Raw genomic sequence first — 22,257 nt, 5'->3', positions numbered from 1 at the left:
GGACGGGCGCCGGGCCACGATGTTCGAGCTGCTAGATTACCAATGACAAAGAGGGTTAGTTTACTCTTTTCAATAACACCCCAAAATGACCATCGCACTGATGTTTGTGGGGGAAGGTCTGGTAGCCAAATCCGCCATCCACCATGACTTCGTCAGGCACATATCCCTCTACTGTCTGAAGCTCGAAATTCTCATGCCGGTCAAGGAAGTTCATAACCTGATCCATATTCTCTTCTTCTTCCAGTGAGCAGGTACTGTAGACCAGGCGTCCTCCTTTCTTGACCATCCTGGCAGCCGAATCCAGAAGCTTTTTCTGCAGTTCGACAGCATTCTTTAGGCTTTCCTCGTCTCGACGCCAGCGAAGGTCGGCCCGTTTGCTTAGCACGCCGGTTCCGGTACATGGAGCGTCCAGAAGCACGCCGTCGGCCTCTTCCAGCGTTAGTTCCGTTACGTCGGCACGACGTACCCGGATATTTTCCGCATGGTAGGAGAGGGCACTTTCAGCCAGCTTGTCCAGTCGCTCAGAAGAGATGTCGACGGCCAGGATACTGCCTTCGGCGTTCATAAGGTCAGCCATCAAGATACTTTTTGTGCCCGGTGCGGCACAGAGGTCATAAATGTTTTCGCCCGGCTGGGGGTGGAGCAGGAAGGGAGCAAAGCCGGCAGCAATATCCTGAACCTGGCAAAAGCCCTTGTCTAGCCAGCCTTTGCTGATAAAGGGAGCCACACTGTCTACCTGGAAATATCCGGGCAGCCAGTCGCTCTCCGTAAAAGTGATACCATGCTTGGTCATGCGGAGGCGGAAGTTTTTGGTCTTGGTACGCAGATTATTTGCTCGTATGTAATAATTGGGGCGCTGGTTGTTGGCCTGCATCAGCTGAAAAGCTTCGCGTTCGCCAAAACGCTTCGTCCATCGCTTCACCAGCCATTCCGGATGTGAAAATGTGGTGGCCACCAGCTTGGTGCGATCTTCAAAAGATGGCTTGGGCAGATTATTGATATCGCGCTGCAGGTTGCGCATGATGGCATTGGTAAGATCACCTGTACGGGAGCCAAGTTTAAGCTTGGCAATTTCAACAGACTCATTAATGGCCGCATAATCGGGAGTGCTGTCCATGAAAATCATATCATAGATGCCCAGCCGGAGAATATTTTTTAAACTGGACTTCATCTCCACGATTTTGACATTTGAAAACTCATCGATCAGGAAATCGAGGTAGGAGCGGCGTCTGAGAATGTTTTGCACATATTCACGTACTTCAGCACGGCCTCGTGCATCAAGCTGATTGGCAGCTGAATAATCCAGGACATTATTTTCATCAAAATCAATTAATATTTCTACGCTGACAGAACGAGCAGATGCTTCAGTATCCAATGCAATATCCAATTTTAGGTTAAACTTTCTGGTGATCTTAGCTGACCATAACTGACGAATGCGTTGCTGCCGATACCGGGGGCCATTCTTAAAATGCAGCCATATAATTCAAAAATAAATGGACAACCAAGGTTGCAAAAAATACAGTTTTAGGAGGGGAGTTGCTAATGAAGAATCATGAAATTCGGTCGATCCGGTAATAACATAGCTGCTCGCTATGCTGTTCTCTTCCTGGCCAGGGCATAAACCGGCAATCCGAGCAGCAGTATTCCAATGCCGATGAGGGCCCCGGCGCCGGTAAAAACTACGCTTGAATAGAGAAGATAGAGGCAGACAAGCATAAAGAGGATGGGGGTCAGGGGGTAGAAAGGTACATGAAAACCCGGGTTGTAGCTGGCATCCGTCCGCTGACGGAAAATGAACAGGGAGGCCGTGGTGAGAAGGATAAAAAACCAGAATACGGGTGCAGTATAATCCACCATGGTAGAGACGGCTTCCTGGGTAAAGCTTCCCAGCCCCACCAGGGCCAGGGCAATTCCGCCCTGTAACAGGAGGGCATTAACGGGAGCGTTGGCTGTTGTATTCCATCGACCCAGAAATCCAAGAAGAGGGAAATCGCGCCCCTGTGCGTAGTTGGTTCGGGCTCCGGTAATAATGGTTGCATTGGCAGTAGACAAGGCTGAGATGATGACAAAGAGTGCCATTATGTAGGCTCCGCCCGAACCCACGATGCGGTCACTGAGTGTGACGCCGATGGTGGCAGAATTTCGAAGGGTCTCCATTCCCAGTACCTGCACGTAGGCGACGTTAATGAGCAGGTATAAAACAGTGATGGTCGCGAGGGCCAGGAGCAGTACCCGGCTGATGTTTTGGCGTACCTCCTTGAGCTCAGCAGAAAGATATACGCCCTCATTCCATCCCCCGTAGGTCAGCAGGACAAAGATCATAGCGGCACCGGCCGAGGTGTTGACACCTCCCGAGTTGCTGTTGCCCCAGGCCATCGGCTCTTCGATCAGCCCGGAGATACCCGCTGCAAGAAGAACGATGACGATAAGTGACGACAGTAGGTTTTGGACATTCTTGGATGGCTGGGTACCCCAGATGTTGAGCCCGGTCAGGGTGATAACCGTAATAGCTGCATAGATAGCGGAACTCTGTGGCCCGAGGGAATATATAGTGGCCGCATAGTCGCCCAGGATGAAGGCGGCAAGAGCGATAGAGCCGGTTTGAATGACCGACATTCGTCCCCATGAAAAGAGAAATCCCATGGCCGGGCCATACGCCTCGGTCAGGAAATGATACTCCCCTCCGGCGTCCGGTTTGGCGGAAGCCAGCTCGGCATAACAGAGGGCCCCGAGTATCGAGATAATACCCCCGGCAAGCCAGAACCCGAGGTAATGCAACTCAGAGGATGCATTCTGGGCAACCATGGAGGGCAGGCGGAATATGCCGATGCCCACAACAATGCCGATAACGACTGCAGCCGCACTCAGATTATTGAAGATCTGCCTCGGCTGTCCCGGGTCGCTGTCTTGCATATATAAGGCTGTTAAATTTGCTGTGGCTGGAGGCTACTGCCGCGTAGCAGACCAGTCAGAGACGGTTTTGTCGTTGGTGGAATGATGTTGCATCGTTCCCTCGATGTTATCACCGCTTATGCGCCCGCTGTATACAAAGCGTTCGTTGCCGTTGAGAGCCTGGAACGTGATACGTTCTCCTTCGAGCTTCTTATCCTGAATATCGTAGGAAGTCCCGTTTTCATCCTTCAGGGATACGATGATCTCTTGATATTTTTGATCGATGTTCATATTGAAGGTGGTGTTCTCGGCCGACCACTGCCAGCTCCCATCCACTTTGGCCGGGACGACCCAGTAAAAAATGCTGTGCGTTCGGTTGCTGCTTTCTGATGAAAGCGTTACTTCCTGGTCGGGTTCCCAATCGCCCATATCGAAGCTGTGCGACACCAGGCGAGTGCCGGGACGCAGCTCATCGAGGAGGCGGGGACGCAGCTTTTTATTGACTGAAGGAAGCAGGTACATCGTTATGACGGAGGCCTCCCGAAAGTCGGTTTCAAAGATATCCTGCTGTTTGAACATGACTTTGTCATCTACCTCAGCCATGGTTGCATTTTTCCGCGCCTCCGCAATACGTTTGGGGTCCAGGTCGATTCCATGGCCGGAGGCTCCACGCTTGGCTGCTGCAATAACAATACGTCCATCGCCGGATCCCAGGTCTATTACATAGTCATCAGACTGGACCTCGGCAAGATCAAGCATTTTTTCCACCACCTCGTTCGGGGTGGGTACGTAAGGCACATCCAGGTCCTGTGCACTCAGCGGTAGGGTATATATGAGTAAAATCCCTGCAAGGCATATGTTGCGGGTTATCGATCGTATTGACTGATGAAGGTATGTTGCCATGATGATCACCTGTTTCGTTGGATGAGAAATGTAGTTAGATTGCCAGGGTGCAGCATGCTTAGGTATTTTGGCCCGTTAGTATAACTCCCTCTACTTTTTCTGTGTTCCTTGGTAGATGTAAAAAAATGATTCGTAGCTCACAAGCTAGTAAAAATATTATTAGATAGGCAAATTTCCTGGCAACAGTTATAAGATATTTCCTGCTGAAGACACATGCGGTGGTGGCATAGACCCGGAAGCCCCATGGGTAGGCTTGAATCTTCAGTTGGAAGTCCGGTGAAATTCATCCATTATTTTTGCACTGGAGGAAAATAAATTGGCTTATTACTTTCATTTTCACAGGAAAAAGGCTAATTTTGCCGCTTCCATAGTCATGGAAGATTTTGTCATCAAAACGAAATTATCAATACTTAACTCATTACAATCCACTATAAATAATGAATAAAGGAACCGTTGCACAGGTTATTGGTCCGGTTGTGGATGTCGACTTTGATCAGGGAGATATTCCACCTGTATTAAACGCACTCTACATCGAACGAGAAGATAATTCTAAACTGTACCTGGAAGTTGCCCAGCACTTGGGAGAAAGCCGTGTTCGTACGATTGCCATGGATTCTACTGATGGTTTGGTCAGGCAGACAGAGGTAGTTGATACGGGTGCTCCGATTTCCATGCCAGTTGGCGAAGATATCCGGGGACGTGTCTTTAATGTTGTCGGTGAGCCCATTGATGGCATTGAGGCGCCGAAAGGGGACCGCAAATATCCCATCCACCGGCCCGCCCCTGATTTTGAAGATCTGGCAACCTCGACCGAAATGCTTGAGACGGGTATCAAAGTTATCGACTTGTTGTGTCCTTATGCCAAAGGGGGCAAAACCGGATTGTTCGGTGGTGCCGGAGTAGGAAAAACGGTTCTTATTCAGGAGCTCATTAATAATATTGCCAAGGGACATGGTGGTTTGTCAGTGTTTGCCGGAGTAGGCGAGCGTACCCGCGAGGGGAATGACTTGCTTCGTGAGATGCTTGAGGCTGATATTATTGATTACGGTGAAGCCTTCAAGGAAGCCTTTGAGAGTGGCAACTGGGAGCTTGAGAAAGTTGACAAGGAAGCGCTCAAGGAATCCAAGGCCACTTTTGTTTTTGGCCAGATGAACGAGCCGCCGGGAGCGCGTGCACGTGTGGCACTTTCCGGTTTGACGCTGGCCGAATATTTCCGCGAGGAAGTTTCGCGCGACATTCTGCTTTTCATTGACAACATTTTCCGCTTTACACAGGCAGGTTCCGAGGTATCGGCCCTGCTGGGACGAATGCCGTCGGCCGTGGGTTACCAGCCCACGCTGGCTACCGAGATGGGTGATTTGCAGGAGCGCATTACCTCAACAAAGGGAGGATCCATTACTTCAGTCCAGGCCGTTTACGTACCGGCGGATGACTTGACCGATCCCGCACCGGCAACGACTTTTGCTCACCTGGACGCTACCACGGTATTGAGTCGAGCGCTGACGCAGATCGGTATTTATCCTGCTGTAGATCCCCTGGATTCCTCTTCACGAATTCTGGATCCTCATATTGTGGGTAAGAAGCATTACCAAACGGCACAGCGGGTTATCGAAATTCTTCAGAAATACAAGGACTTGCAGGATATTATCGCAATCCTTGGTATGGATGAGCTTTCGGATGAAGACAAGACAACCGTCGCCCGTGCCCGTCGCATCCAGCGGTTCCTGAGTCAGCCGTTCTTTGTTGCTGAGCAGTTTACGGGACAACCCGGTAAGTATATCAACATCGAAGATACGGTCAAGGGCTTTAAGAAAATTCTTGACGGTGAACTCGATCATCTGCCTGAGAATGCCTTCTACATGGTAGGTACCATTGAGGAGGCTGAAGAGAAGGGCGAAAAGCTCTTGGCTGAAGAGAAAGAAGCTGCAGAATAAGGATATAGAATATGAACAGTTTCAAAGCACAGATTCTAACTCCTGAAGGTTCACTCTTTGATGACGAGGTAACCGGCGTTAAATTGCCGGGTACGCTGGGCAGCTTTGAGGTGAAGACGCTTCACGCCAACATCATATCAACACTTGAAGTGGGTGAGGTGGTGGTTCGAAAGGCTGCTGGTGAAGAACAGCATTTTGCGATCACCGGCGGTTTTGTAGAAGTCGTGGATAATACGCTGAACCTGCTGGCGGAAGCTGCTGAACCGGTCGGGGAAATCGATATTGATCGGGCGAAAGCGGCCAAGGAACGCGCCCTTGAGCGCCTGGAGTCTGGCGGTGAGGGTATTGACAAGGACCGGGCCCAGAAAGCACTTGAACGGGCTAAAAACCGGATCAGGCTTTATGCCGATGTATCGGTATCTACCCAGTAAAGGCCTCAGGTTCTGATATTTGTCGAAGGCGATCTCTCCCGGAGGTCGCCTTTTTTTATGGTGGTAACTGGAGCGGGACAGACATGCGATGGTCCGAGAGGCCGCAGAATGCCCATAGCATGGTTTGTGAGTCAATGCACCGGCTGAAACGGATACAGACAAGGATGGGGATGGCATACCTTTACTGCAACAAGAGCAGCTATGAGGCAGTTGAAACGGGCAGCCCCTGCTTCTTGCAGGTTCAGATCAGCCCATATCAGATGAATTCGCCCCTGTTCCACTACCAGTCAATACGACCGGTTCCGGTATTGTTGCCATTGTTTTGAAAGTTGTTATTCCGCTCGGGCATAACAAAACCGGGGGGGGGCTCGAAGGGCTCAAAGCTCCAGGGCGCTTCCGGATCATTGGAAGCCAGCTTGATGAATTGGCCCACCATGGGGAGAGCGGTTCGGGCTCCCTGCCCCGTCCTGCTGTTCACGGGAAAACGAATACGACGGTCGGCTCCTCCAACCCATGCCCCCATAACAATGTGGGGGGTAACACCCACAAACCAGGTATCGGCTGCATTTTGCGTGGTTCCCGTCTTGCCGGCGATATCCTGTTTTACCTGATAGCTGTTGCGCAGCCGAACGCCCGTTCCGTAATAGTCTTCCCCGCCGTTGATGACTCCACGCATCATGTCGATCATGATATAGGCGGTTTCGGGGCTAATCACCTCCTGCTGAAATTCCGGCTGATACTCTTTGACCACATTCCCGGCTTTGTCTTCGATACGAGTAATGGCTATAGGCTCGATGTGCACGCCCTGATTGGCGAAGGTGGTATAGGCGCTTACCAGGTCAAGAAGGGTTACTTCGGCCGTTCCAAGGGCAATGGAGGGATAGGGTTTGACTCCTTCCATATCAATACCCATGTTCTGGGCCATCTGTTTGATTTTGCGGGCCGCTGGTATGAGATCTTCCAGTCGGTTGGTGCCCGGGGCGCCGGCGAGTTCGGGAAGGAGGGCGACGGTTACGTTGTTGAGGCTGCGGGCCAGGCCCTCCCTGAGGGGAACCTTACCGCCGCTTTCGCCGCCGAAGTTACGCAGACTCCAGGTATTTCCGTTCTTCTGTTTGAAGCTGGCGGGTTCGTTTGAAAACCGGTGATACGGTTTGTAGCCGTTGTCAATGGCTACCGTGTAAACAAACGGCTTGAAGGTGGATCCCGTTTGCCGCTTGGACTGATAGACATGGTCGAACTGCACATTTCCATAGTTGGAGCCCCCGATCCAGGTCAGGATATGCCCGTTCTGGGGATCTATTCCCACAAAGCCGGCCTCCAGGCGCATCCGGTCGCGCATGACGGAATCGACGAACGCTTCATCCGCCTTGAGCTTGTCCATGACAACCGATCGCTGGTCTGTATTGTATTTTGAAAATCCGTTTTTATAGCGATCCGTTTCTTCAATCAGGCTGCCCAGGAAATTGGGGTAGCGATTCCAGAGGATGTCTAAAAACTCCCCGTTGGGAGAGGTCCATTCATCCTCAAAAACAGCCTGAATAGAATCAAGTTTTGTTTCGACGGCTTGCTGGGCATACCGCTGCAGGCGAGAGTCGATGGTGGTGTAGATGGTGAGTCCATCGGTATCGAGATTATACCCATTTTCCTCAGCCCAGTCATCAACCTGCTGGCGTATATATTGCCCGAAATATTTGCTTTCCCGCCTTGTTTTCGAAGGTGGATGATAGTCGAGTGCAATGGGTTTCTCCAGGAGTTGCGTGGAGGCGGTATCACTCAAAAAAGCCCGTTTGTTGAGTTGCCGGATAACCGTATTGCGGCGTGCGGTGGCATTCTCGGGGTTGATGCGGGGATTATACAGGTAAACACCTTTGAGCGAACCGATGAGCGTTGCCGCCTCCGTAATGGTGAGATCCTTGGCATCTTTGCCATAATGGGTTCTTGCGGCCGATTGTATACCGAAGGCACTGTTGGGAAATTCAACCGTATTGAGGTACATCTCAATAATTTCGCGCTTGGTATAGTTGTCTTCAATTTCTACCGCGGTAATCATCTCCCGCAGTTTCCGGACAATGGAGAATTCCCGTCCGATCTTCTTGTAGAGATTTCGGGCCAGCTGCTGGGTGATAGTGGACCCCCCTTGCACCCGCCCGTTAAGGAGGTGCCAGGGTACCGCAAGTGTGCGCACCATATCGATGCCCCAGTGATTGTAGAAACGGTGATCCTCGGTTGCAATAAGGGCATTTATTACATGGGGAGAGATGTCTTCATAGGGCACATAGGAACGGTTCTCGGTATAAAAGCGGTCCAGCGTCACCCCATCACGGCTCTTTACCTCCGAAGCAATGGCCGTTTTTGGATTTTCAAGCTCCTGTATAGAGGGGAGGCCGGAAAAAAGATAAATCAAAAAACCGGTAAAGAGGATGATCAGGATGCCACCGGCGATGCCTGACCACTTGTAGATCTCGTCCATATGGTAGTTTTTGCCGGCGAAAAGATCCCAGTTGAACGGTGATTTTTGTTCTTCATCACCTCCGTTGGCTTTTTGTCTGCGATACTCCGGATCGTTGAAATAACGATCCATCTCGTTGTCGAAATCTGAATTACTCATCTATGGTGTTTGTTGAATCAAAAAGTTGCAGCATCTGTGCCCCCGCATCCCAAGAAACGAGGTCGATGGACCTATTATTGTAGTAAGCCATGGTGCGGTGTTGGTAAAAGGTACCCAAATTTATATAGCTTCCGAAGGCAAATTGTTTCATGCGTGGAATATGATCATGACCGCATATGACAAGATCATATTCGGAATTCTTCAGCTGGCGTTTGGCCCAGCGGGTGAGCGGGGCTCCATCCTCTTCGTCAGAACCGATCTTCCGGTTCCATTTCGAGAAGGATTTCATCAGCCGCAGGGCCCATGCCGGTGAGAACAGGCTCCGGTAGAGCCGGATGAATTGCGGGTGGCGCAGGATGCGGTGTACCAGAGGCCTCTGCAGCTCAAACCGGGGATCAGCGAGGCCATCGCCGTGTAGCAGCAGAATTTTTTTTTCGTCCACTGTCAGCTCGACCTGTTCCGAAACTACCCGGAATCCCCGGTCGGCAAGATGGCCAAAAGTCCAGTTGTCATGGTTGCCGGTGATATAGAAGGTGGGTCCCAGGGCCCTGTTGTATTCTTCGAAACGGTCAAGGAGCCGGCGCCCGAGTGATGGGATATGGCCGGGGAATTCCATCCAGTAGTCAAAGAGGTCGCCCAGTACAGCTATCCGGATCTCATGGTGCCGGCAGTAATCAATAAGCTGAATGAGATCCGATTCTATGCGCTTGTTTTCGGCATCGGAAAAACCACCCAAATGTGCATCCGACAGAAATAAAATGGGGGGGGATAAGGTCAATTCATCCATCCGTTGCAATAGCAGCGCTATTTTTTCCGCCTGATAATAAATTCAATGAGATCTTCAAAGGCTTGCCGGTCATCAGATTCCGGCAGCGTGGAGAGCTTGGAGAGGGCTTTGGAGGCATAGTCATCCATAATGGAGCGTGCGTATTCCATGCCTCCCTTCTCGTGTACAAAAGAGACAATGTTGTCGATATCGGACTGGCTCTTGTTACGTTTTCGCATCAGGTACCGGATACGGATGGTCTCCGTCACAGAAGCGTTGTCCAGGGCCTTGATGAAAGGGAGCGTCACCTTGCGCTCACGGATGTCGTTGCGTTTCGGTTTGCCAATGTCACCCACGCCGTAGTCAAAAAGGTCATCGCGGATTTGAAAGGCGATGCCGGTATACATCCCGATATCGTGCATTTTCTGATGATAGGCAGGGTCATCCGTAGTAGAGATGGCCCCGCACTCGCAACATGCAGCAATAAGACTGGCGGTTTTTTCCGAAATAACCTTGAAATAATACTCCTCATCCATGTTAAAGAGCCGTGCGGCCTTGAATTGTCTGAGCTCGCCCTCGCTCATGCTTTTGACAGCTTTTGAGAGAACTTTCAGGAGCTTGAATTCATCGTAGTCGAGGGCGATCAGCAGGCCCTTCGAGAGCAGGAAGTCGCCCAGCAGCACGCTGGCTTTGTTTTTCCATACTTTATTGATGCTCAGAAAGCCGCGCCGCACTTCGGCATCGTCAACAACATCATCGTGTATGAGCGTTGCCGTGTGGAGCAGCTCAATCATTGTGGCTGCCACATAGCTTCGCTGGGTAATATTGCCAAAAAGACGTGCCGACATGAACACCAGGGTAGGACGGATCTCCTTTCCTTTCTGTCGCAACAGATATTGCACAATCTGGTCGAGCACAAACACGTCGGTTCGCAATGCCTTTTTATAGAAATTGCGGAATTCGGAAAGCTCATCCGATACCGGGTGCGTAATCTGCCGGAGCGTTTTTTTGTCTTTTCCTTTAAAGGAGGCGACTTCTTTCAATTGCGTTTCAATCATGTACCCACATTGTATACCTTGATATTAAGGCGGTAAATAAAAGTTGAAATTTAATAATTATTCAGGTTTTATACTTCCGTCATTTCCGATACCTTTTTGCTACGGAAATATAGAATATGAATAGCCAATTACTAAATTTTTAATCTATTATGATCGAAGTTGAAATAAGTCGTGCTCGCACCTTTGTAACGGACCAGGAGTTCGACAGCAGTTATGAAAAGGCAAAACAGGCCTTCAGGCAGGTGCAGCAGAAGGATGGAGAGGGGGCCGAGTGGCTGGGATGGCGCACGTTGCTTTCCGATCCCAATGATGCCATCCTGGAGCAGCTGGATGGCCTGGCGTCCGCTATTCGCGATGATGCCGATGTTTTTATTGTGTGCGGTATCGGGGGGTCATATCTGGGGGCGCGGGCCGTGATCGAGGCCTTGACTTCCTTTTTTGGGCAGGAGGGTCCCGAGGTACTTTATGCGGGGCACCATATGAGCGGAAAGTACCTGGCCGAGCTGATCGACTATCTCGGCACGCCCAACAGCGACGGGGAAGCCAAGAGTGTATATCTGAATGTTATTTCCAAATCCGGTACAACGCTGGAGACGGCACTTTCATTTCGCATGCTGCGTAACTGGATGGCAGATCAGTATGACGAGTTGAACGACCGCATTATCTGCACGACCAGTGCCGAGGGCGGTGCTCTGAACAAGCTTATAGAGGAGCATGGATATCAAAAGTTCGTCATTCCCGACGACGTGGGGGGACGATTTTCTGTGTTGACCCCGGTGGGGCTGCTTCCCATTGCTGTGGCCGGCATTGATATTCGAAGCCTGTTTTATGGTGCGGTTTCAAAATATGAATCGCTGGAAAAGAATGCCGAACAGCTGCTTGCATACGCCGCTGTTAAGCATGCCCTTTATGAGCAGGGGAAAGCCATAGATATTTTTACTACCTTTGAACCCGAACTACATGGCCTGTGCGGCTGGCTGCAGCAGCTGCTGGGAGAAAGTGAAGGCAAAGATCACAAAGGGATGTTTCCGGCAAAGGCAACATTTTCGACTGATCTGCACAGCCTGGGCCAGTTCATTCAGGAGGGTACACGCAATATCATGGAAACCTTTCTGTGCGTGGAATCGCGAAACAGTCGATTGAAGGTTGAGGCGCAGAAGCCGAATCATGACGGGCTGAATTACCTGGAGGGACGCTCCTTTCATGATATCAACAGCCGTGCTTTTGAGGGAACTATCTCGGCCCATCACGAAGGCGGTGTTCCCTGCATAGCAGTGACCATGGAAAAGCTCAATGCCCAGCATCTTGGTGCATTTATCTACCTATACGAGCTTGTGACGGCCGTCTACTGCTACTGCCTGGGCGTGAACCCATTCAACCAGCCCGGCGTTGAGTTCTACAAAAAGGAAATGTACCAATTACTGGGTAAGCAATAGAAGTATGGCTTCAAACAACGATCAGGAACTGACAGACCATTCATCCGGGGATGAGCTGAAATTTATTTCCATCGCCGGCAACATCGGGGCGGGGAAGTCGTCACTGACGGGACTGCTGGCCAGGCACTTTGGATGGCAGCCCGTCTACGAGTCGGTGGATGACAATCCCTATCTGTCTGATTTTTACGAGGATATGCGCCGCTGGAGTTTTAACCTTCAGATTTATTTCCTTTCCAGCCGGTTTCGCCATCAGAAGAAAATGCTTGAGATGGAGGGGCGTATCGTTCAGGATCGTACTATTTATGAAGACGTGGAAATTTTTGCCAAAAATCTCCACGAAATGGGCCTTATGAGTGACCGTGACTTTAACAACTATCACGCGCTTTTCGAGGAGATGGTCAACTACCTGCAGGCCCCGAATCTGTTGATCTACATCCGGGCGCAGGTTCCCACGCTCGTGGAACAGATTCAGCAGCGCGGACGTGACTACGAGAATACCATCCGCATCGAATATTTGGAACGTTTGAACCGTCTTTATGAAGACTGGATCGAACGGTATCCCCATGAAAAGCTGATCATCAACACCGATGATCTTGACTTTGTAAATAATGACGAGGATTTGGGGCGCATAATAGAACTCGTGGAGCAACGTTTATTTGGGTTGTTTAATTGATTGCGGATAAACCCAAATATTCATAACTTTGCAAGCTATTACTGTTATGTCAAAACTTGAATTTAAAATAGTTGAAATACCCGAAGGGGAAAGCCGGCGAACCGTTGGATTGTCTGACGAGGATCTGGATTTGTCTCCCCATGCCTTCAAAGGTGGTGAGGTTGATCTGTCGTTTTACCGCACGCTTCACTTTATCCGGGTTAATTTCCATGTGGATGCAGATGTTGAACTGGTATGCGACCGTTCGCTTGAGTCCTATGTTCAGCCTATAGCATCAGACTATGAAGTTCTTTTTAAAGTGGATGTACAGGAAGAAACGGAAAACGAGGATGGCGCCATACGGCGGTTTAACTTTTCCTCAAACACGCTCAGTGTCGAAGAGGAGGTTCGCGATACCATCATGCTGAATGTTCCGATAAAGAAGCTGCATCCCAAATTCCTTGATGCGGATGGAAATCCCAGGGAATTTGAAACTAAAAAATTCGGTGATGTACAGGAAGAAACCGAACAGGTGGATCCCCGTTGGGAAAAGCTAAAGAAACTTAAGAATTAACAGAAACACTATTTCAATTTTATAATGGCACATCCAAAACGCAGACATTCATCTTCACGAACCAACAAACGGCGGTCGCATCATAAGATTGCTGAACCCACCCTGGCAGAATGTCAAAACTGTGGTGCATATCACAAGTACCATCATATCTGTACCGAATGCGGATACTACCGCGGCCGGCAAGTATTAGATGTAAATAAATAATTTTATCCTAATTTCTTTTTCATGGTTATTGCTGTAGATGCCGCGGGGGGAGATCATTATCCTGAAAGTCCGATACAGGGAGCTATTGAAGCTGTTAATGAAGTTGCTGACCTCAAAGTGGTTCTGGTCGGTCCCGAGGATTTAATCAATAATGAGCTTGCCGATCAGGAATATGACCGGCAGCGCATTATGATACAGCATGCGCCTGAAATAATAGAAATGAATGAATCCCCGGCCCAGGCTGTCAAGACCAAGCAAAAGTCTTCGATTGTCACCGGAGTGGGCATGCACAAGGCCGGCAAGTGTGATGCTTTTGTGAGCAGTGGCAATACTGGTGCATTGCTGGCCGCTTCCACATTTTTGCTGGGAAAGCTTAAAGGCGTATCACGCCCGGTCATAGCTGCGATCTATCCAACGGTCAAAGGCGTGCGGCTGCTCATGGACGTCGGTGCAAATCTGGAGGTGCGGCCCGAGATGTACCTCCAGTTTGCCCAGATGGGCAGTATCTATGTCCGTGAAATTATGGGTATTGATGATCCCAGCGTAGGACTTCTGAATGTCGGTGAGGAGGAAGAAAAGGGTACGGACAACCTGAAGGAAGCTTTTCAGAAGCTGAATGAACTTCCCAATTTTGTCGGTAATGTGGAAGGACGGGATATTTTCAATGCCAGGGCGGATGTATTTTTATGCGATGGCCTGGTGGGAAATATTTTGCTTAAATTCGGCGAGTCTATTCCCGAAGCCCTGGAGATTTTTGTCAAAAGGGGGATTCAACAGTTGGATATGGGGGCCGAGGAGACACAACTGGTGGGAAAGGTGTTAAAGGCCTCACTGAACGAATTCAATCCCGATCGCGTGGGTGGTGTTCCTTTCCTGGGAGTTGATGGTGTCAGTATGGTAGGGCACGGAAGCAGTACTCCTCAAGCCATAAAGAACATGATATTGAATGCAGCCAAATGCATTGAGTACAATATCAATGAAAAAATTGTAGCATCTCTCAATTAAATAATCCCTTACATGGCGGAAACAAAAAGAGCAGGCATTACAGCTGTAGGCCATTTTTTGCCTGAAGATAAGCTGACCAACAGCGACTTGGAAAAAATGGTCGATACAAATGATGAATGGATTCGGACACGAACCGGTATTAAAGAGCGTCGGATTTTAAAAGACAAGGACAAGGCGACCGCTTTCATGGGAGCAGAAGCTGCCCGGGAGGCCCTGGAGCAGCGTGGTGTCGATGCTGAGGAGATTGATGTCATTATTATGGCCACGGTTACTCCCGATTACCTCTTTCCCGCTACTGCTTGCCTGGTACAGGAAGCAATCGGTGCCAGCAATGCCTACGGTTTTGACCTCTCGGCGGCCTGTTCGGGCTTTTTGTATGCACTTTCCACCGGTGCAAATTTTATTGAATCCGGACAGGCCCGGAAAGTGCTGGTCATTGGATCGGATAAAATGAGTTCCATCGTGGACTACAGCGACCGGTCAACCTGTATTTTGTTTGGTGACGGGGCAGGGGCGGTGCTGCTTGAAGCATCAGAGGATGAAACGGGCATAATCGACTATATTCATCATACCGAAGGAGATACAAACGGAGCCCTCTGCCAGCCCGCGGGGGGAAGTATGAATCCGGCCAGCGAGGATACCGTGGCCAACCGCTTGCACTTTATTAAACAGGATGGCCGTGCCGTTTTTAAGAAGGCAACGGTGGGCATGGCCGATGTGGTTGCGGAGATTATGGAAGAAAATAACCTGGCGGCCGACGATGTGGCCTGGCTGGTTCCGCACCAGGCAAACTTGCGTATCATAGATGCGACGGCGAATCGCATGGGACTGGATCGTGAAAAGGTAATGGTGAATATCGATCGCTATGGCAATACGACCGCTGCAACAATTCCACTTTGTCTGTATGACTGGAAAGACCAGCTTAATCACGGAGATAACCTGATACTCGCTGCTTTTGGCGGTGGGTACACCTGGGGTTCAATTTACATGAAATGGGGAGGCAAATAATGACTACTGCATATTTATTTCCCGGACAGGGATCACAATCCGTCGGTATGGCTCTGGAGCATTATGAAGAAAAAAAGGCATTCGCCGGTTATGTCGACAGGGCGAACGAGGTCCTCGGATTTGATTTAAAAACCATCATGTTCGAAGGGCCGGCAGAAAAGCTTAAGCAGACGGAGTTTACGCAACCCGCCATTTTCCTGCATTCGGTAGCGCTCTATCACATGCTGGAGGCGAAGCCCGACATGGTTGCGGGGCACAGCCTGGGCGAATTCTCAGCCCTGGTGGCCTGCGGTGCTGTTAATTTTGAAGACGCTTTGCTCATTGTACGTCGGAGAGGAGAGCTGATGCAGCAGGCTGGGGAGCAAAACCCGGGTACCATGGCAGCAGTGATCGGCATGGATGACGAGGTGGTGGAAAATATCTGCGCACAGGCAACCCGTGAGACGGGAGCTGAAGTTATTGCAGCCAATTACAACTGTCCCGGTCAGCTGGTGATTTCGGGTGACAAGGGCGCGGTGGAAAAAGCCGTGGAATTGTTAAAGGAAGAGGGATGCCGTCTCGCAAAGATTCTTCCGGTCAGCGGCGCTTTTCATTCTTCCCTGATGCAACCTGCCTATGATGGACTTAAGAGCAGTCTGGAAGAATTGACAATCGCCAAGCCAGATTGCCCGATTTACAGTAATTATACCGCTGAGCCGACAATGGATCCGGAAGAAATTCGGTCCAATGTTCTCAACCAGCTTTTGAATCCGGTATTATGGACCCAAACGCTGGAGAATATGCACAAGGATGGAGCAGATGCTTTCGTGGAGGTCGGGCCCGGAAAAGTATTGCAGGGCTTGGTCAAACGAACTCTTGAAGACGTAGAAATCAACGGATACGAATAATATTAATTGGTGATGCATTCTTTCATCCTGTGGAAGTGATGCATCAGCGCACAATAAGTAAATGCTATGACATTATCACTCGAAGGGAAAACAGCACTTGTTACAGGGGGAAGCCGGGGTATTGGACGCTCCATAGCCCTGAATCTGGCGGAACTGGGGGCCGACGTGGCCATAACCTACGCCCGATCTGTTGAAGCAGCTGAAGCTGTAAAAGAAAAGATCGAATCAAGGGGAGCCAGAGCGAAAGCACTGCAGGCCGATGCCGTCAGCTACGATAAAGCTGAAGACGTGATCGGCGGCATCATCGATGACTGGGACAAGCTCGATATATTGGTTAACAATGCGGGCATCACACGCGACAACCTGATTCTCCGGATGAACGAGGAACAGTGGGATCAGGTTATTGATACCAATCTCAAAAGTGTTTTTAACTACAGCAAAGCCGTTGCCAAGCCGATGATGCGCAACCGGGGGGGATCCATCATTAATATCAGTTCGGTTGTCGGGCTCAGCGGAAACGCCGGACAGAGTAATTATGCTGCTTCGAAAGCGGGGATTATTGGGTTTACAAAATCGTTTGCCAAGGAACTGGCCTCGCGTAATATACGCGCAAATGTGATTGCACCCGGGTATATAACCACTGAAATGACCGGCGAATTGGATGATAATATTCTCAAAAGTATTGAGGATGAGACCCCGCTTGGACGTCCGGGTGAAGCGGTGGAAGTGGCCCATGCCGTCGCATTTTTAGCTTCAGAGCTTAGTTCGTACATTACCGGTGAAACACTGAGGGTCGACGGCGGGATGGCCATGTGACGAAAAGGAGCTTTTTTTCAAGCTCAACCTCTTAAGGTGTATTTTTAATAATTTTAATTGTATTTTCTGCCCATGCTTTGCGTAAGTAGGCAGGTTTATCTTTATCATTAACTTAAATTCAAGCTAAAACATATAGTTATGTCACAAGACGTAGAATCAAAAGTAAAAGCAATTATCGTTGACAAGTTAGGTGTTGACGAAGAAGAAGTAACGCATGATGCGAATTTTACCAATGACCTCGGTGCCGATTCGCTGGATACTGTTGAACTTATCATGGAGTTTGAAAAAGAATTCGACATTAGCATTCCCGATGAAGATGCTGAAAATATTGCAACGGTAGGTAATGCTGTAGAATATCTCCAGGATAAAGTATAGAGATAACTGCATACTTTAATTTTTTACGCTAAATCATTAGCATGTCTGACCGTAGAGTAGTCATTACCGGAATCGGTGCCCTTACCCCTGTAGGTAAGACGGCACCGGATTTCTGGAATGGATTAATATCAGGAAAGAGTGGTGCTCGTCCCATCGAGCATTTTGATACCGAAGACTTTCCTACAAAATTTGCCGCCCAGATCGAGGATTACGACGAACTGGACTATTTCGATCGCAAGGAGGCCCGCCGCCTGGATAAAGTATGCCAGTATGCGCTTATAGCTGCCGAAGAGGCCATCCAGGATACGGGACTTGATCTCGAAGAGGTCGACAGGGACCGGGTGGCTGTTATTGTAGGAACGGGAATCGGTGGCATGATCACTTTTTATGATCAATCCATCTCTTTTCATGAGCATGGTCCAAGAGGGGTTTCTCCGTTCTTTATTCCCATGCTCATTCCTGATATGGTTGCGGGACAGATATCAATAAAATATGGATTCAAGGGGCCTAACTTCTGTGCCGTGTCGGCCTGTGCAACCGGCTCGCATAACATTGGCCTTGCTTACGATTCCATCAAAAGCGGGCAGTGCGATATGGCGGTTTCCGGGGGATCGGAGGCACCGGTATCGCGTATAGGCGTGGCTGGTTTTACTTCCATGCGCGCAATGTCGAATCGTAACGACGACCCCCAAACGGCCTCACGACCATTCGACAAGAACCGGGATGGTTTTGTTCTGGGAGAAGGGTCGGGCATTCTGTTCCTGGAGGAGTATGAACACGCCAAACAGCGCGGCGCCCGGATATACGGAGAACTTATAGGGTATGGTTTTTCTGCCGATGCGCACCATATTACTGCTCCCGACCCTGACGGAAAAGGGGTTATCCTGGCCATCAACAGGGCCTTGGATGCTGCAGGCATCGAGCCCGAAGATATTGATCACATCAATATGCATGGCACTTCCACTCCACTTGGAGACATTGCCGAGACCAATTCTATAAAAAAGGTTTTTGGGGACCATGCTTACGAGATCAATCACAATTCTACCAAATCGATGACAGGGCACAGCCTCGGCGCTGCCGGCGCTATGGAGGCATTGGCAACTATGCTTGCCACTTATCACGGTATAATTCCACCCACCATCAATTATGAAACGCCGGATCCCGAATGCGACTTGGATTATACCGTAAACGAAGCGGTTGTTCGCGATGTCAAATATGCGTTGAACAATGCGTTCGGCTTTGGCGGACATAACACTACGCTTGTATTTAAAAAGTTTGAAGAATAGCAATGTTCGAGAAGCTCCGGGCTCTTTTTAAATCAGAAAAGGAATTATCACCTGAGCTAAAGCAACGCATCGAGCAACTTGAAAAAGTTATTGAGACGCCCATAGATAATCCCCATATCTATGTCCAGGCGCTGCGTCATCGTTCTACGCTGGTGGATGACAATTTTGGACATACCGATTCCTACGAGCGGCTGGAATTCCTGGGTGATGCCGTTCTGGATCTTATTGTTACCGAGATTATCTTTGATCTGTTTCCCAACAAGGATGAAGGATTTCTTACCAAATTACGTGCAAAGCTTGTCAAGGGAGATACCCTTGCTATGTTCGCCCGGAAACTCGCCCTTAATAAATTGCTGCTGCTGGCCGATCAGGTACGCGGTCAGGGGATAGAAAACTCCAAAAGCATACTCGCCGATGTTTTTGAGGCACTTATCGGCGCCATGTATCTCGATGGGGGTTATAAAGCCGTCTCTGGTTTCGTACGAAAAATCATTGACCGTTATATAGATTTTGACAAGGTGACAACTTCCCTGGATAACTACAAAAGTTTACTGCTGGAGTTTGCCCAGGCCCGAAGAATGGAAATTCCCACCTACGGCCTTGTTTCCGAAAAGGGGCCCGGCCACGATAAAACGTTCGAAGTGGAGGTTTATGTTGACCAGAATCCTGTTGCAAGGGGGATTGGAAAAAGCAAAAAGGAAGCGGAACAAAAAGCCGCACACAAAGCATATACCATTCTGCAGAACAACTAGGAGTTTTGTAGGTAGTACTATTACAAAAGAGTAAATAATATTCTAAATATCTTCCTTGAATAGTTCTTAATTTTTTTTAAATTACCGAACGCGATAAGCATGTAGGGCTAAAACAAAAATAGGAGAGGCTAAATTGTTTTATCCTGATTTTTTAAACAGAGAGAGAGTTTCCGAAAAAGACGAGTATATGTCTTGAAGTATACCGTCTGAAGTGAGGACGTTTATAAAAAGAGAAGAGAATTGTTGGTAAAAAGTAAAACAAAGAGGGAACCACATAATGAGTAACGATAATAGCGGTAATACCAGTACCAAACAGGGAGAGTCGAAAGAAAAAGGAAAACCGGTTTTTATTACTCAAAACCAGGCCATGAAGGATTTGCTGGCGAAAATAAAGTTGGTAGCCAGGACCAAAGCCACTCTGCTGATTACCGGTGAGAATGGAACAGGAAAAGAGGTGCTGGCCCGGTTGGTGCACTACTACAGTTCGAGAAGCGATAAAGAAATGATTGCCGTAAACTGCGGTGCGATCCCCTCTGATCTGGTGGAAAGTGAACTGTTTGGGCATGAAAAAGGTGCATTTACAGGAGCCAGTGAAAGAAAAGAGGGCTGTTTTGAATTGGCTGACAAGAGTACTTTGTTCCTCGATGAAATCGGGGAAATGCCAAAAGATACGCAGGTTAAGCTGCTGCGGGCTGTAGAAATGTGTGCATTTCGAAGAGTAGGAGGCAAAAAGGAAATTGATGTTGATGTGAGCATAATTTCAGCAACGAATAAAGTATTAATTGACCAGGTTAGTTCCGGGAATTTTCGCGAAGATCTTTTTTACAGGCTTAATGTAATAGAACTGTATGTACCTCCTCTTCGTAACCGCAGGGAGGATATTCCATTGCTAATAACCTATTTCAAGAATCATTTTGCAGAGGTTTATGGAATGGAACCCATCGAATTCTCCGAGGAATGCATGGGACTCTTCAAAGCCTATGATTGGCCGGGAAATGTAAGAGAACTGAAAAATATCGTTGAACGGTGTGTGGTTTTATGCCAGGGAGAAGAGGTACAGGTAGATGCCATACCTTCACACATTCGTGCTGATGATAAAATATACCCCGTCAACATGGACGGTGAATTTGATAAGTATATTCAAATTCCGATCGGGATAAGCCTGGAAGAAGTTGAACGAAAGGTTATCAACCATACCCTGAGTTCCGTGGATAATAATAAAACAGAAGCTTCAAAAATATTGGGATTTAGTCGAAAAACGCTACATAACAAGCTGGAAAGATATTCAAAAAAATAACCCTGGGGTAATAACTACCCTACAGTACAGGAAGCTGGTTGGATGAACCAGCCTTTATTCTCTTACAGAAGGTAGTGGTTCGGCCGGGATTGAAGGTTTGGTATGGAGAGGTGATTTTTTTAGAGCTGATGTACATTACTCCCCCTTCTTTTTTTTTGAATGGCGTTTCCATGGAATTGAATCGTGATCCATGCCCCACCTGAATGAGTATAAGTGGATCATAATACAGTCAATGCTTTAATCGGTTGTGCATTTCTATTTTTACTTACGGTGGTGCAGGATCACAATAAGTACACTCAACCCCCGAGCAAAACCTTGGTTTTATTCCGTTTCTGATTGACGCCCCCCCATCCTGGGGCTTACTTCAGCATGCAATAGATAAGGAATAAAGATCCGTTTTACTTTCAGCCCAACCATAAAATGAGTAGCTGGAAGTACTGATTAAAATTTATTCAGCCAGACGTGCTGTATAAAAATAAAAGGCTGGACGAGTAAAAATTACTCAATGTTATCTTTCCGCATATACGGCTGGTTTCTCAGGCAGGGTCTTATATCCATACAATCGGTTTAATGACTAAATTAATTTACTATAGTCAACTGGCACGCTTTTTGAAATAAAGATTAGTATGACGGACATTAATATTTAGTACACCATTACATTTATTAATCGCATGGTGTCATGGAAGATTCTATTTGATATTGTCCGGTCCGTGGATCTTTGCAGGAAAATAGTGAACGGCACTGCTGGGATATGGATGATAGTGTACGGTAAGATGCTTGGACCAGATTGAGTACAGCTTCGAATAATAAGTAAAAAATCTTAATGCGGCCTGCTCATAAGTGAATGAGAGGGGTATTGGCTAAACCGTTTTAAATTACGTGATGCGGGGAACAAGAATGAACATAGAGAGGAAAAAGAACAAGTCAGCGGGTAAAACCCTGCCGTTAAATTCTGATGAGGACTTGATAAAGATTAGAGAATATTGTCGTTCACTGGCTGTTCAGATGGAATTCAGTACGGATAATTGTACAATGATTTCTACCGCACTTTATGAAATATGCAGAAATGTGATTGACCATGCTGGCAAAGGCACAGTTACCATCAAAGTCGTGGGCTCAAAAAAACCGTGCCTTTTTATTACGGTCAAAGACCAGGGACCCGGCATCAAGGATGTACAGAAGGCTCTTGAAGAAGGATTCTCCAGCCGGGGTGGTCTGGGGATTGGTCTTCCGGGAGCCAAGCGCTTCATGGACATGTTTGAGATCCGAACGGCCCGTGATGAGGGAACGACCATACGGATGTGCAAATACCTGGACAAGGATTAAGTTGAAAATACGATGCAGAATATCGCAAGGAGTATTGACATGTGTAT

At 48.5% G+C, this 22,257-nt stretch carries 21 protein-coding genes; 15 read left to right on the top strand and 6 right to left on the bottom strand.

What is annotated here, in order from left to right; translation table 11 throughout:
- Positions 1 to 55 precede the first annotated feature (55 nt).
- The 3 genes from rsmB to FN808_RS03080 form a co-directional block, all read right to left on the bottom strand.
- A complete protein-coding gene (gene rsmB / locus FN808_RS03090; protein WP_142713090.1) occupies positions 56 to 1,375 on the bottom strand; it encodes a 16S rRNA (cytosine(967)-C(5))-methyltransferase RsmB in 1,320 nt (439 codons plus the stop codon).
- A gap of 215 nt (positions 1,376 to 1,590) precedes the next feature.
- Positions 1,591 to 2,913, bottom strand: a complete 1,323-nt coding sequence (locus FN808_RS03085; RefSeq protein ID WP_142713089.1) for an APC family permease — start codon at positions 2,911 to 2,913, stop codon at positions 1,591 to 1,593.
- A 33-nt stretch (positions 2,914 to 2,946) separates the two neighbouring features.
- Complete coding sequence (locus tag FN808_RS03080) at positions 2,947 to 3,795, bottom strand: class I SAM-dependent methyltransferase (protein WP_142713088.1); 849 nt, start codon at positions 3,793 to 3,795, stop codon at positions 2,947 to 2,949.
- Positions 3,796 to 4,229: 434 nt separating this feature from the next.
- Between FN808_RS03080 and atpD the strand changes: the two genes are divergently transcribed.
- Entirely contained in the window at positions 4,230 to 5,729 is a 1,500-nt protein-coding gene (atpD, locus tag FN808_RS03075; protein WP_142713087.1) for a F0F1 ATP synthase subunit beta, read from the top strand.
- 11 nt (positions 5,730 to 5,740) lie between these two features.
- Entirely contained in the window at positions 5,741 to 6,160 is a 420-nt protein-coding gene (gene atpC / locus FN808_RS03070) for an ATP synthase F1 subunit epsilon (RefSeq protein WP_142713086.1), read from the top strand.
- Between the two features lie 280 nt (positions 6,161 to 6,440).
- Here atpC and FN808_RS03065 read toward each other — a convergent pair whose 3' ends face one another.
- From FN808_RS03065 to FN808_RS03055, 3 genes are read right to left on the bottom strand one after another with little or no spacing between them, the layout of a single operon-like run.
- Entirely contained in the window at positions 6,441 to 8,768 is a 2,328-nt protein-coding gene (locus tag FN808_RS03065; protein WP_142713085.1) for a penicillin-binding protein 1A, read from the bottom strand.
- Positions 8,761 to 9,546: a UDP-2,3-diacylglucosamine diphosphatase gene (locus FN808_RS03060; RefSeq protein ID WP_185958227.1), complete on the bottom strand. Its 786-nt coding sequence runs from the start codon at positions 9,544 to 9,546 to the stop codon at positions 8,761 to 8,763. The genes FN808_RS03065 and FN808_RS03060 overlap by 8 nt, the downstream gene beginning before the upstream one ends.
- Before the next feature lie 26 nt (positions 9,547 to 9,572).
- Positions 9,573 to 10,592 (bottom strand): polyprenyl synthetase family protein, encoded by a 1,020-nt coding sequence (locus FN808_RS03055; protein ID WP_142713083.1) that lies wholly within the window; start codon positions 10,590 to 10,592, stop codon positions 9,573 to 9,575.
- 149 nt (positions 10,593 to 10,741) lie between these two features.
- Between FN808_RS03055 and FN808_RS03050 the strand changes: the two genes are divergently transcribed.
- From FN808_RS03050 to FN808_RS02990, 13 genes are all read left to right on the top strand, one after another.
- Positions 10,742 to 12,028: a glucose-6-phosphate isomerase gene (locus tag FN808_RS03050; RefSeq protein ID WP_142713082.1), complete on the top strand. Its 1,287-nt coding sequence runs from the start codon at positions 10,742 to 10,744 to the stop codon at positions 12,026 to 12,028.
- A 4-nt stretch (positions 12,029 to 12,032) separates the two neighbouring features.
- Positions 12,033 to 12,701 (top strand): deoxynucleoside kinase, encoded by a 669-nt coding sequence (locus tag FN808_RS03045; protein ID WP_142713081.1) that lies wholly within the window; start codon positions 12,033 to 12,035, stop codon positions 12,699 to 12,701.
- A gap of 46 nt (positions 12,702 to 12,747) precedes the next feature.
- Positions 12,748 to 13,254: a YceD family protein gene (locus FN808_RS03040; protein WP_142713080.1), complete on the top strand. Its 507-nt coding sequence runs from the start codon at positions 12,748 to 12,750 to the stop codon at positions 13,252 to 13,254.
- A 24-nt stretch (positions 13,255 to 13,278) separates the two neighbouring features.
- Positions 13,279 to 13,458, top strand: a complete 180-nt coding sequence (gene rpmF / locus FN808_RS03035; protein WP_073065333.1) for a 50S ribosomal protein L32 — start codon at positions 13,279 to 13,281, stop codon at positions 13,456 to 13,458.
- A 21-nt stretch (positions 13,459 to 13,479) separates the two neighbouring features.
- The gene (plsX, locus tag FN808_RS03030) at positions 13,480 to 14,463 is read left to right on the top strand and encodes a phosphate acyltransferase PlsX (protein WP_142713079.1); all 984 of its coding nucleotides are present in this window, start codon (positions 13,480 to 13,482) and stop codon (positions 14,461 to 14,463) included.
- A 12-nt stretch (positions 14,464 to 14,475) separates the two neighbouring features.
- Positions 14,476 to 15,471 carry a beta-ketoacyl-ACP synthase III gene (locus FN808_RS03025; protein WP_142713078.1) on the top strand — a complete coding sequence of 332 codons (996 nt, stop codon included), beginning with the start codon at positions 14,476 to 14,478 and terminating at the stop codon, positions 15,469 to 15,471.
- Complete coding sequence (gene fabD / locus FN808_RS03020; protein WP_142713077.1) at positions 15,471 to 16,358, top strand: ACP S-malonyltransferase; 888 nt, start codon at positions 15,471 to 15,473, stop codon at positions 16,356 to 16,358. The genes FN808_RS03025 and fabD overlap by 1 nt, the downstream gene beginning before the upstream one ends.
- Positions 16,359 to 16,424: 66 nt before the next feature.
- Positions 16,425 to 17,174: a 3-oxoacyl-[acyl-carrier-protein] reductase gene (fabG, locus tag FN808_RS03015; RefSeq protein ID WP_142713076.1), complete on the top strand. Its 750-nt coding sequence runs from the start codon at positions 16,425 to 16,427 to the stop codon at positions 17,172 to 17,174.
- A 138-nt stretch (positions 17,175 to 17,312) separates the two neighbouring features.
- Positions 17,313 to 17,549, top strand: a complete 237-nt coding sequence (locus tag FN808_RS03010; protein WP_142713075.1) for an acyl carrier protein — start codon at positions 17,313 to 17,315, stop codon at positions 17,547 to 17,549.
- A 41-nt stretch (positions 17,550 to 17,590) separates the two neighbouring features.
- The gene (gene fabF, locus FN808_RS03005; RefSeq protein ID WP_142713074.1) at positions 17,591 to 18,835 is read left to right on the top strand and encodes a beta-ketoacyl-ACP synthase II; all 1,245 of its coding nucleotides are present in this window, start codon (positions 17,591 to 17,593) and stop codon (positions 18,833 to 18,835) included.
- Between the two features lie 2 nt (positions 18,836 to 18,837).
- Complete coding sequence (gene rnc, locus FN808_RS03000) at positions 18,838 to 19,587, top strand: ribonuclease III (protein WP_142713073.1); 750 nt, start codon at positions 18,838 to 18,840, stop codon at positions 19,585 to 19,587.
- Between the two features lie 277 nt (positions 19,588 to 19,864).
- The gene (locus FN808_RS02995) at positions 19,865 to 20,884 is read left to right on the top strand and encodes a sigma-54 interaction domain-containing protein (RefSeq protein ID WP_142713072.1); all 1,020 of its coding nucleotides are present in this window, start codon (positions 19,865 to 19,867) and stop codon (positions 20,882 to 20,884) included.
- 882 nt (positions 20,885 to 21,766) lie between these two features.
- The gene (locus FN808_RS02990; protein ID WP_142713071.1) at positions 21,767 to 22,210 is read left to right on the top strand and encodes an anti-sigma regulatory factor; all 444 of its coding nucleotides are present in this window, start codon (positions 21,767 to 21,769) and stop codon (positions 22,208 to 22,210) included.
- The last annotated feature ends 47 nt before the right edge of the window (positions 22,211 to 22,257 follow it).

Origin of the sequence: Fodinibius sediminis (assembly GCF_900182555.1) — a bacterium.
GTDB lineage: Bacteria > Bacteroidota > Rhodothermia > Balneolales > Balneolaceae > Fodinibius > Fodinibius sediminis.
This window is presented reverse-complemented; position numbering and strand designations above follow the sequence as displayed.

What these genes read in the sequence shown, in the direction of transcription:
- FN808_RS03085 (WP_142713089.1), bottom strand. Translation starts at nt 2,913, where the DNA reads ATGCAAGACAGCGACCCGGGACAGCCGAGGCAGATCTTCAATAATCTG.
- FN808_RS03080 (WP_142713088.1), bottom strand. Translation starts at nt 3,795, where the DNA reads ATGGCAACATACCTTCATCAGTCAATACGATCGATAACCCGCAACATA.
- atpC (WP_142713086.1), top strand. Translation starts at nt 5,741, where the DNA reads ATGAACAGTTTCAAAGCACAGATTCTAACTCCTGAAGGTTCACTCTTT.
- FN808_RS03065 (WP_142713085.1), bottom strand. Translation starts at nt 8,768, where the DNA reads ATGAGTAATTCAGATTTCGACAACGAGATGGATCGTTATTTCAACGAT.
- FN808_RS03055 (WP_142713083.1), bottom strand. Translation starts at nt 10,592, where the DNA reads ATGATTGAAACGCAATTGAAAGAAGTCGCCTCCTTTAAAGGAAAAGAC.
- FN808_RS03050 (WP_142713082.1), top strand. Translation starts at nt 10,742, where the DNA reads ATGATCGAAGTTGAAATAAGTCGTGCTCGCACCTTTGTAACGGACCAG.
- FN808_RS03045 (WP_142713081.1), top strand. Translation starts at nt 12,033, where the DNA reads ATGGCTTCAAACAACGATCAGGAACTGACAGACCATTCATCCGGGGAT.
- FN808_RS03040 (WP_142713080.1), top strand. Translation starts at nt 12,748, where the DNA reads ATGTCAAAACTTGAATTTAAAATAGTTGAAATACCCGAAGGGGAAAGC.
- rpmF (WP_073065333.1), top strand. Translation starts at nt 13,279, where the DNA reads ATGGCACATCCAAAACGCAGACATTCATCTTCACGAACCAACAAACGG.
- plsX (WP_142713079.1), top strand. Translation starts at nt 13,480, where the DNA reads ATGGTTATTGCTGTAGATGCCGCGGGGGGAGATCATTATCCTGAAAGT.
- FN808_RS03025 (WP_142713078.1), top strand. Translation starts at nt 14,476, where the DNA reads ATGGCGGAAACAAAAAGAGCAGGCATTACAGCTGTAGGCCATTTTTTG.
- fabD (WP_142713077.1), top strand. Translation starts at nt 15,471, where the DNA reads ATGACTACTGCATATTTATTTCCCGGACAGGGATCACAATCCGTCGGT.
- fabG (WP_142713076.1), top strand. Translation starts at nt 16,425, where the DNA reads ATGACATTATCACTCGAAGGGAAAACAGCACTTGTTACAGGGGGAAGC.
- FN808_RS03010 (WP_142713075.1), top strand. Translation starts at nt 17,313, where the DNA reads ATGTCACAAGACGTAGAATCAAAAGTAAAAGCAATTATCGTTGACAAG.
- fabF (WP_142713074.1), top strand. Translation starts at nt 17,591, where the DNA reads ATGTCTGACCGTAGAGTAGTCATTACCGGAATCGGTGCCCTTACCCCT.
- rnc (WP_142713073.1), top strand. Translation starts at nt 18,838, where the DNA reads ATGTTCGAGAAGCTCCGGGCTCTTTTTAAATCAGAAAAGGAATTATCA.
- FN808_RS02995 (WP_142713072.1), top strand. Translation starts at nt 19,865, where the DNA reads ATGAGTAACGATAATAGCGGTAATACCAGTACCAAACAGGGAGAGTCG.
- FN808_RS02990 (WP_142713071.1), top strand. Translation starts at nt 21,767, where the DNA reads ATGCGGGGAACAAGAATGAACATAGAGAGGAAAAAGAACAAGTCAGCG.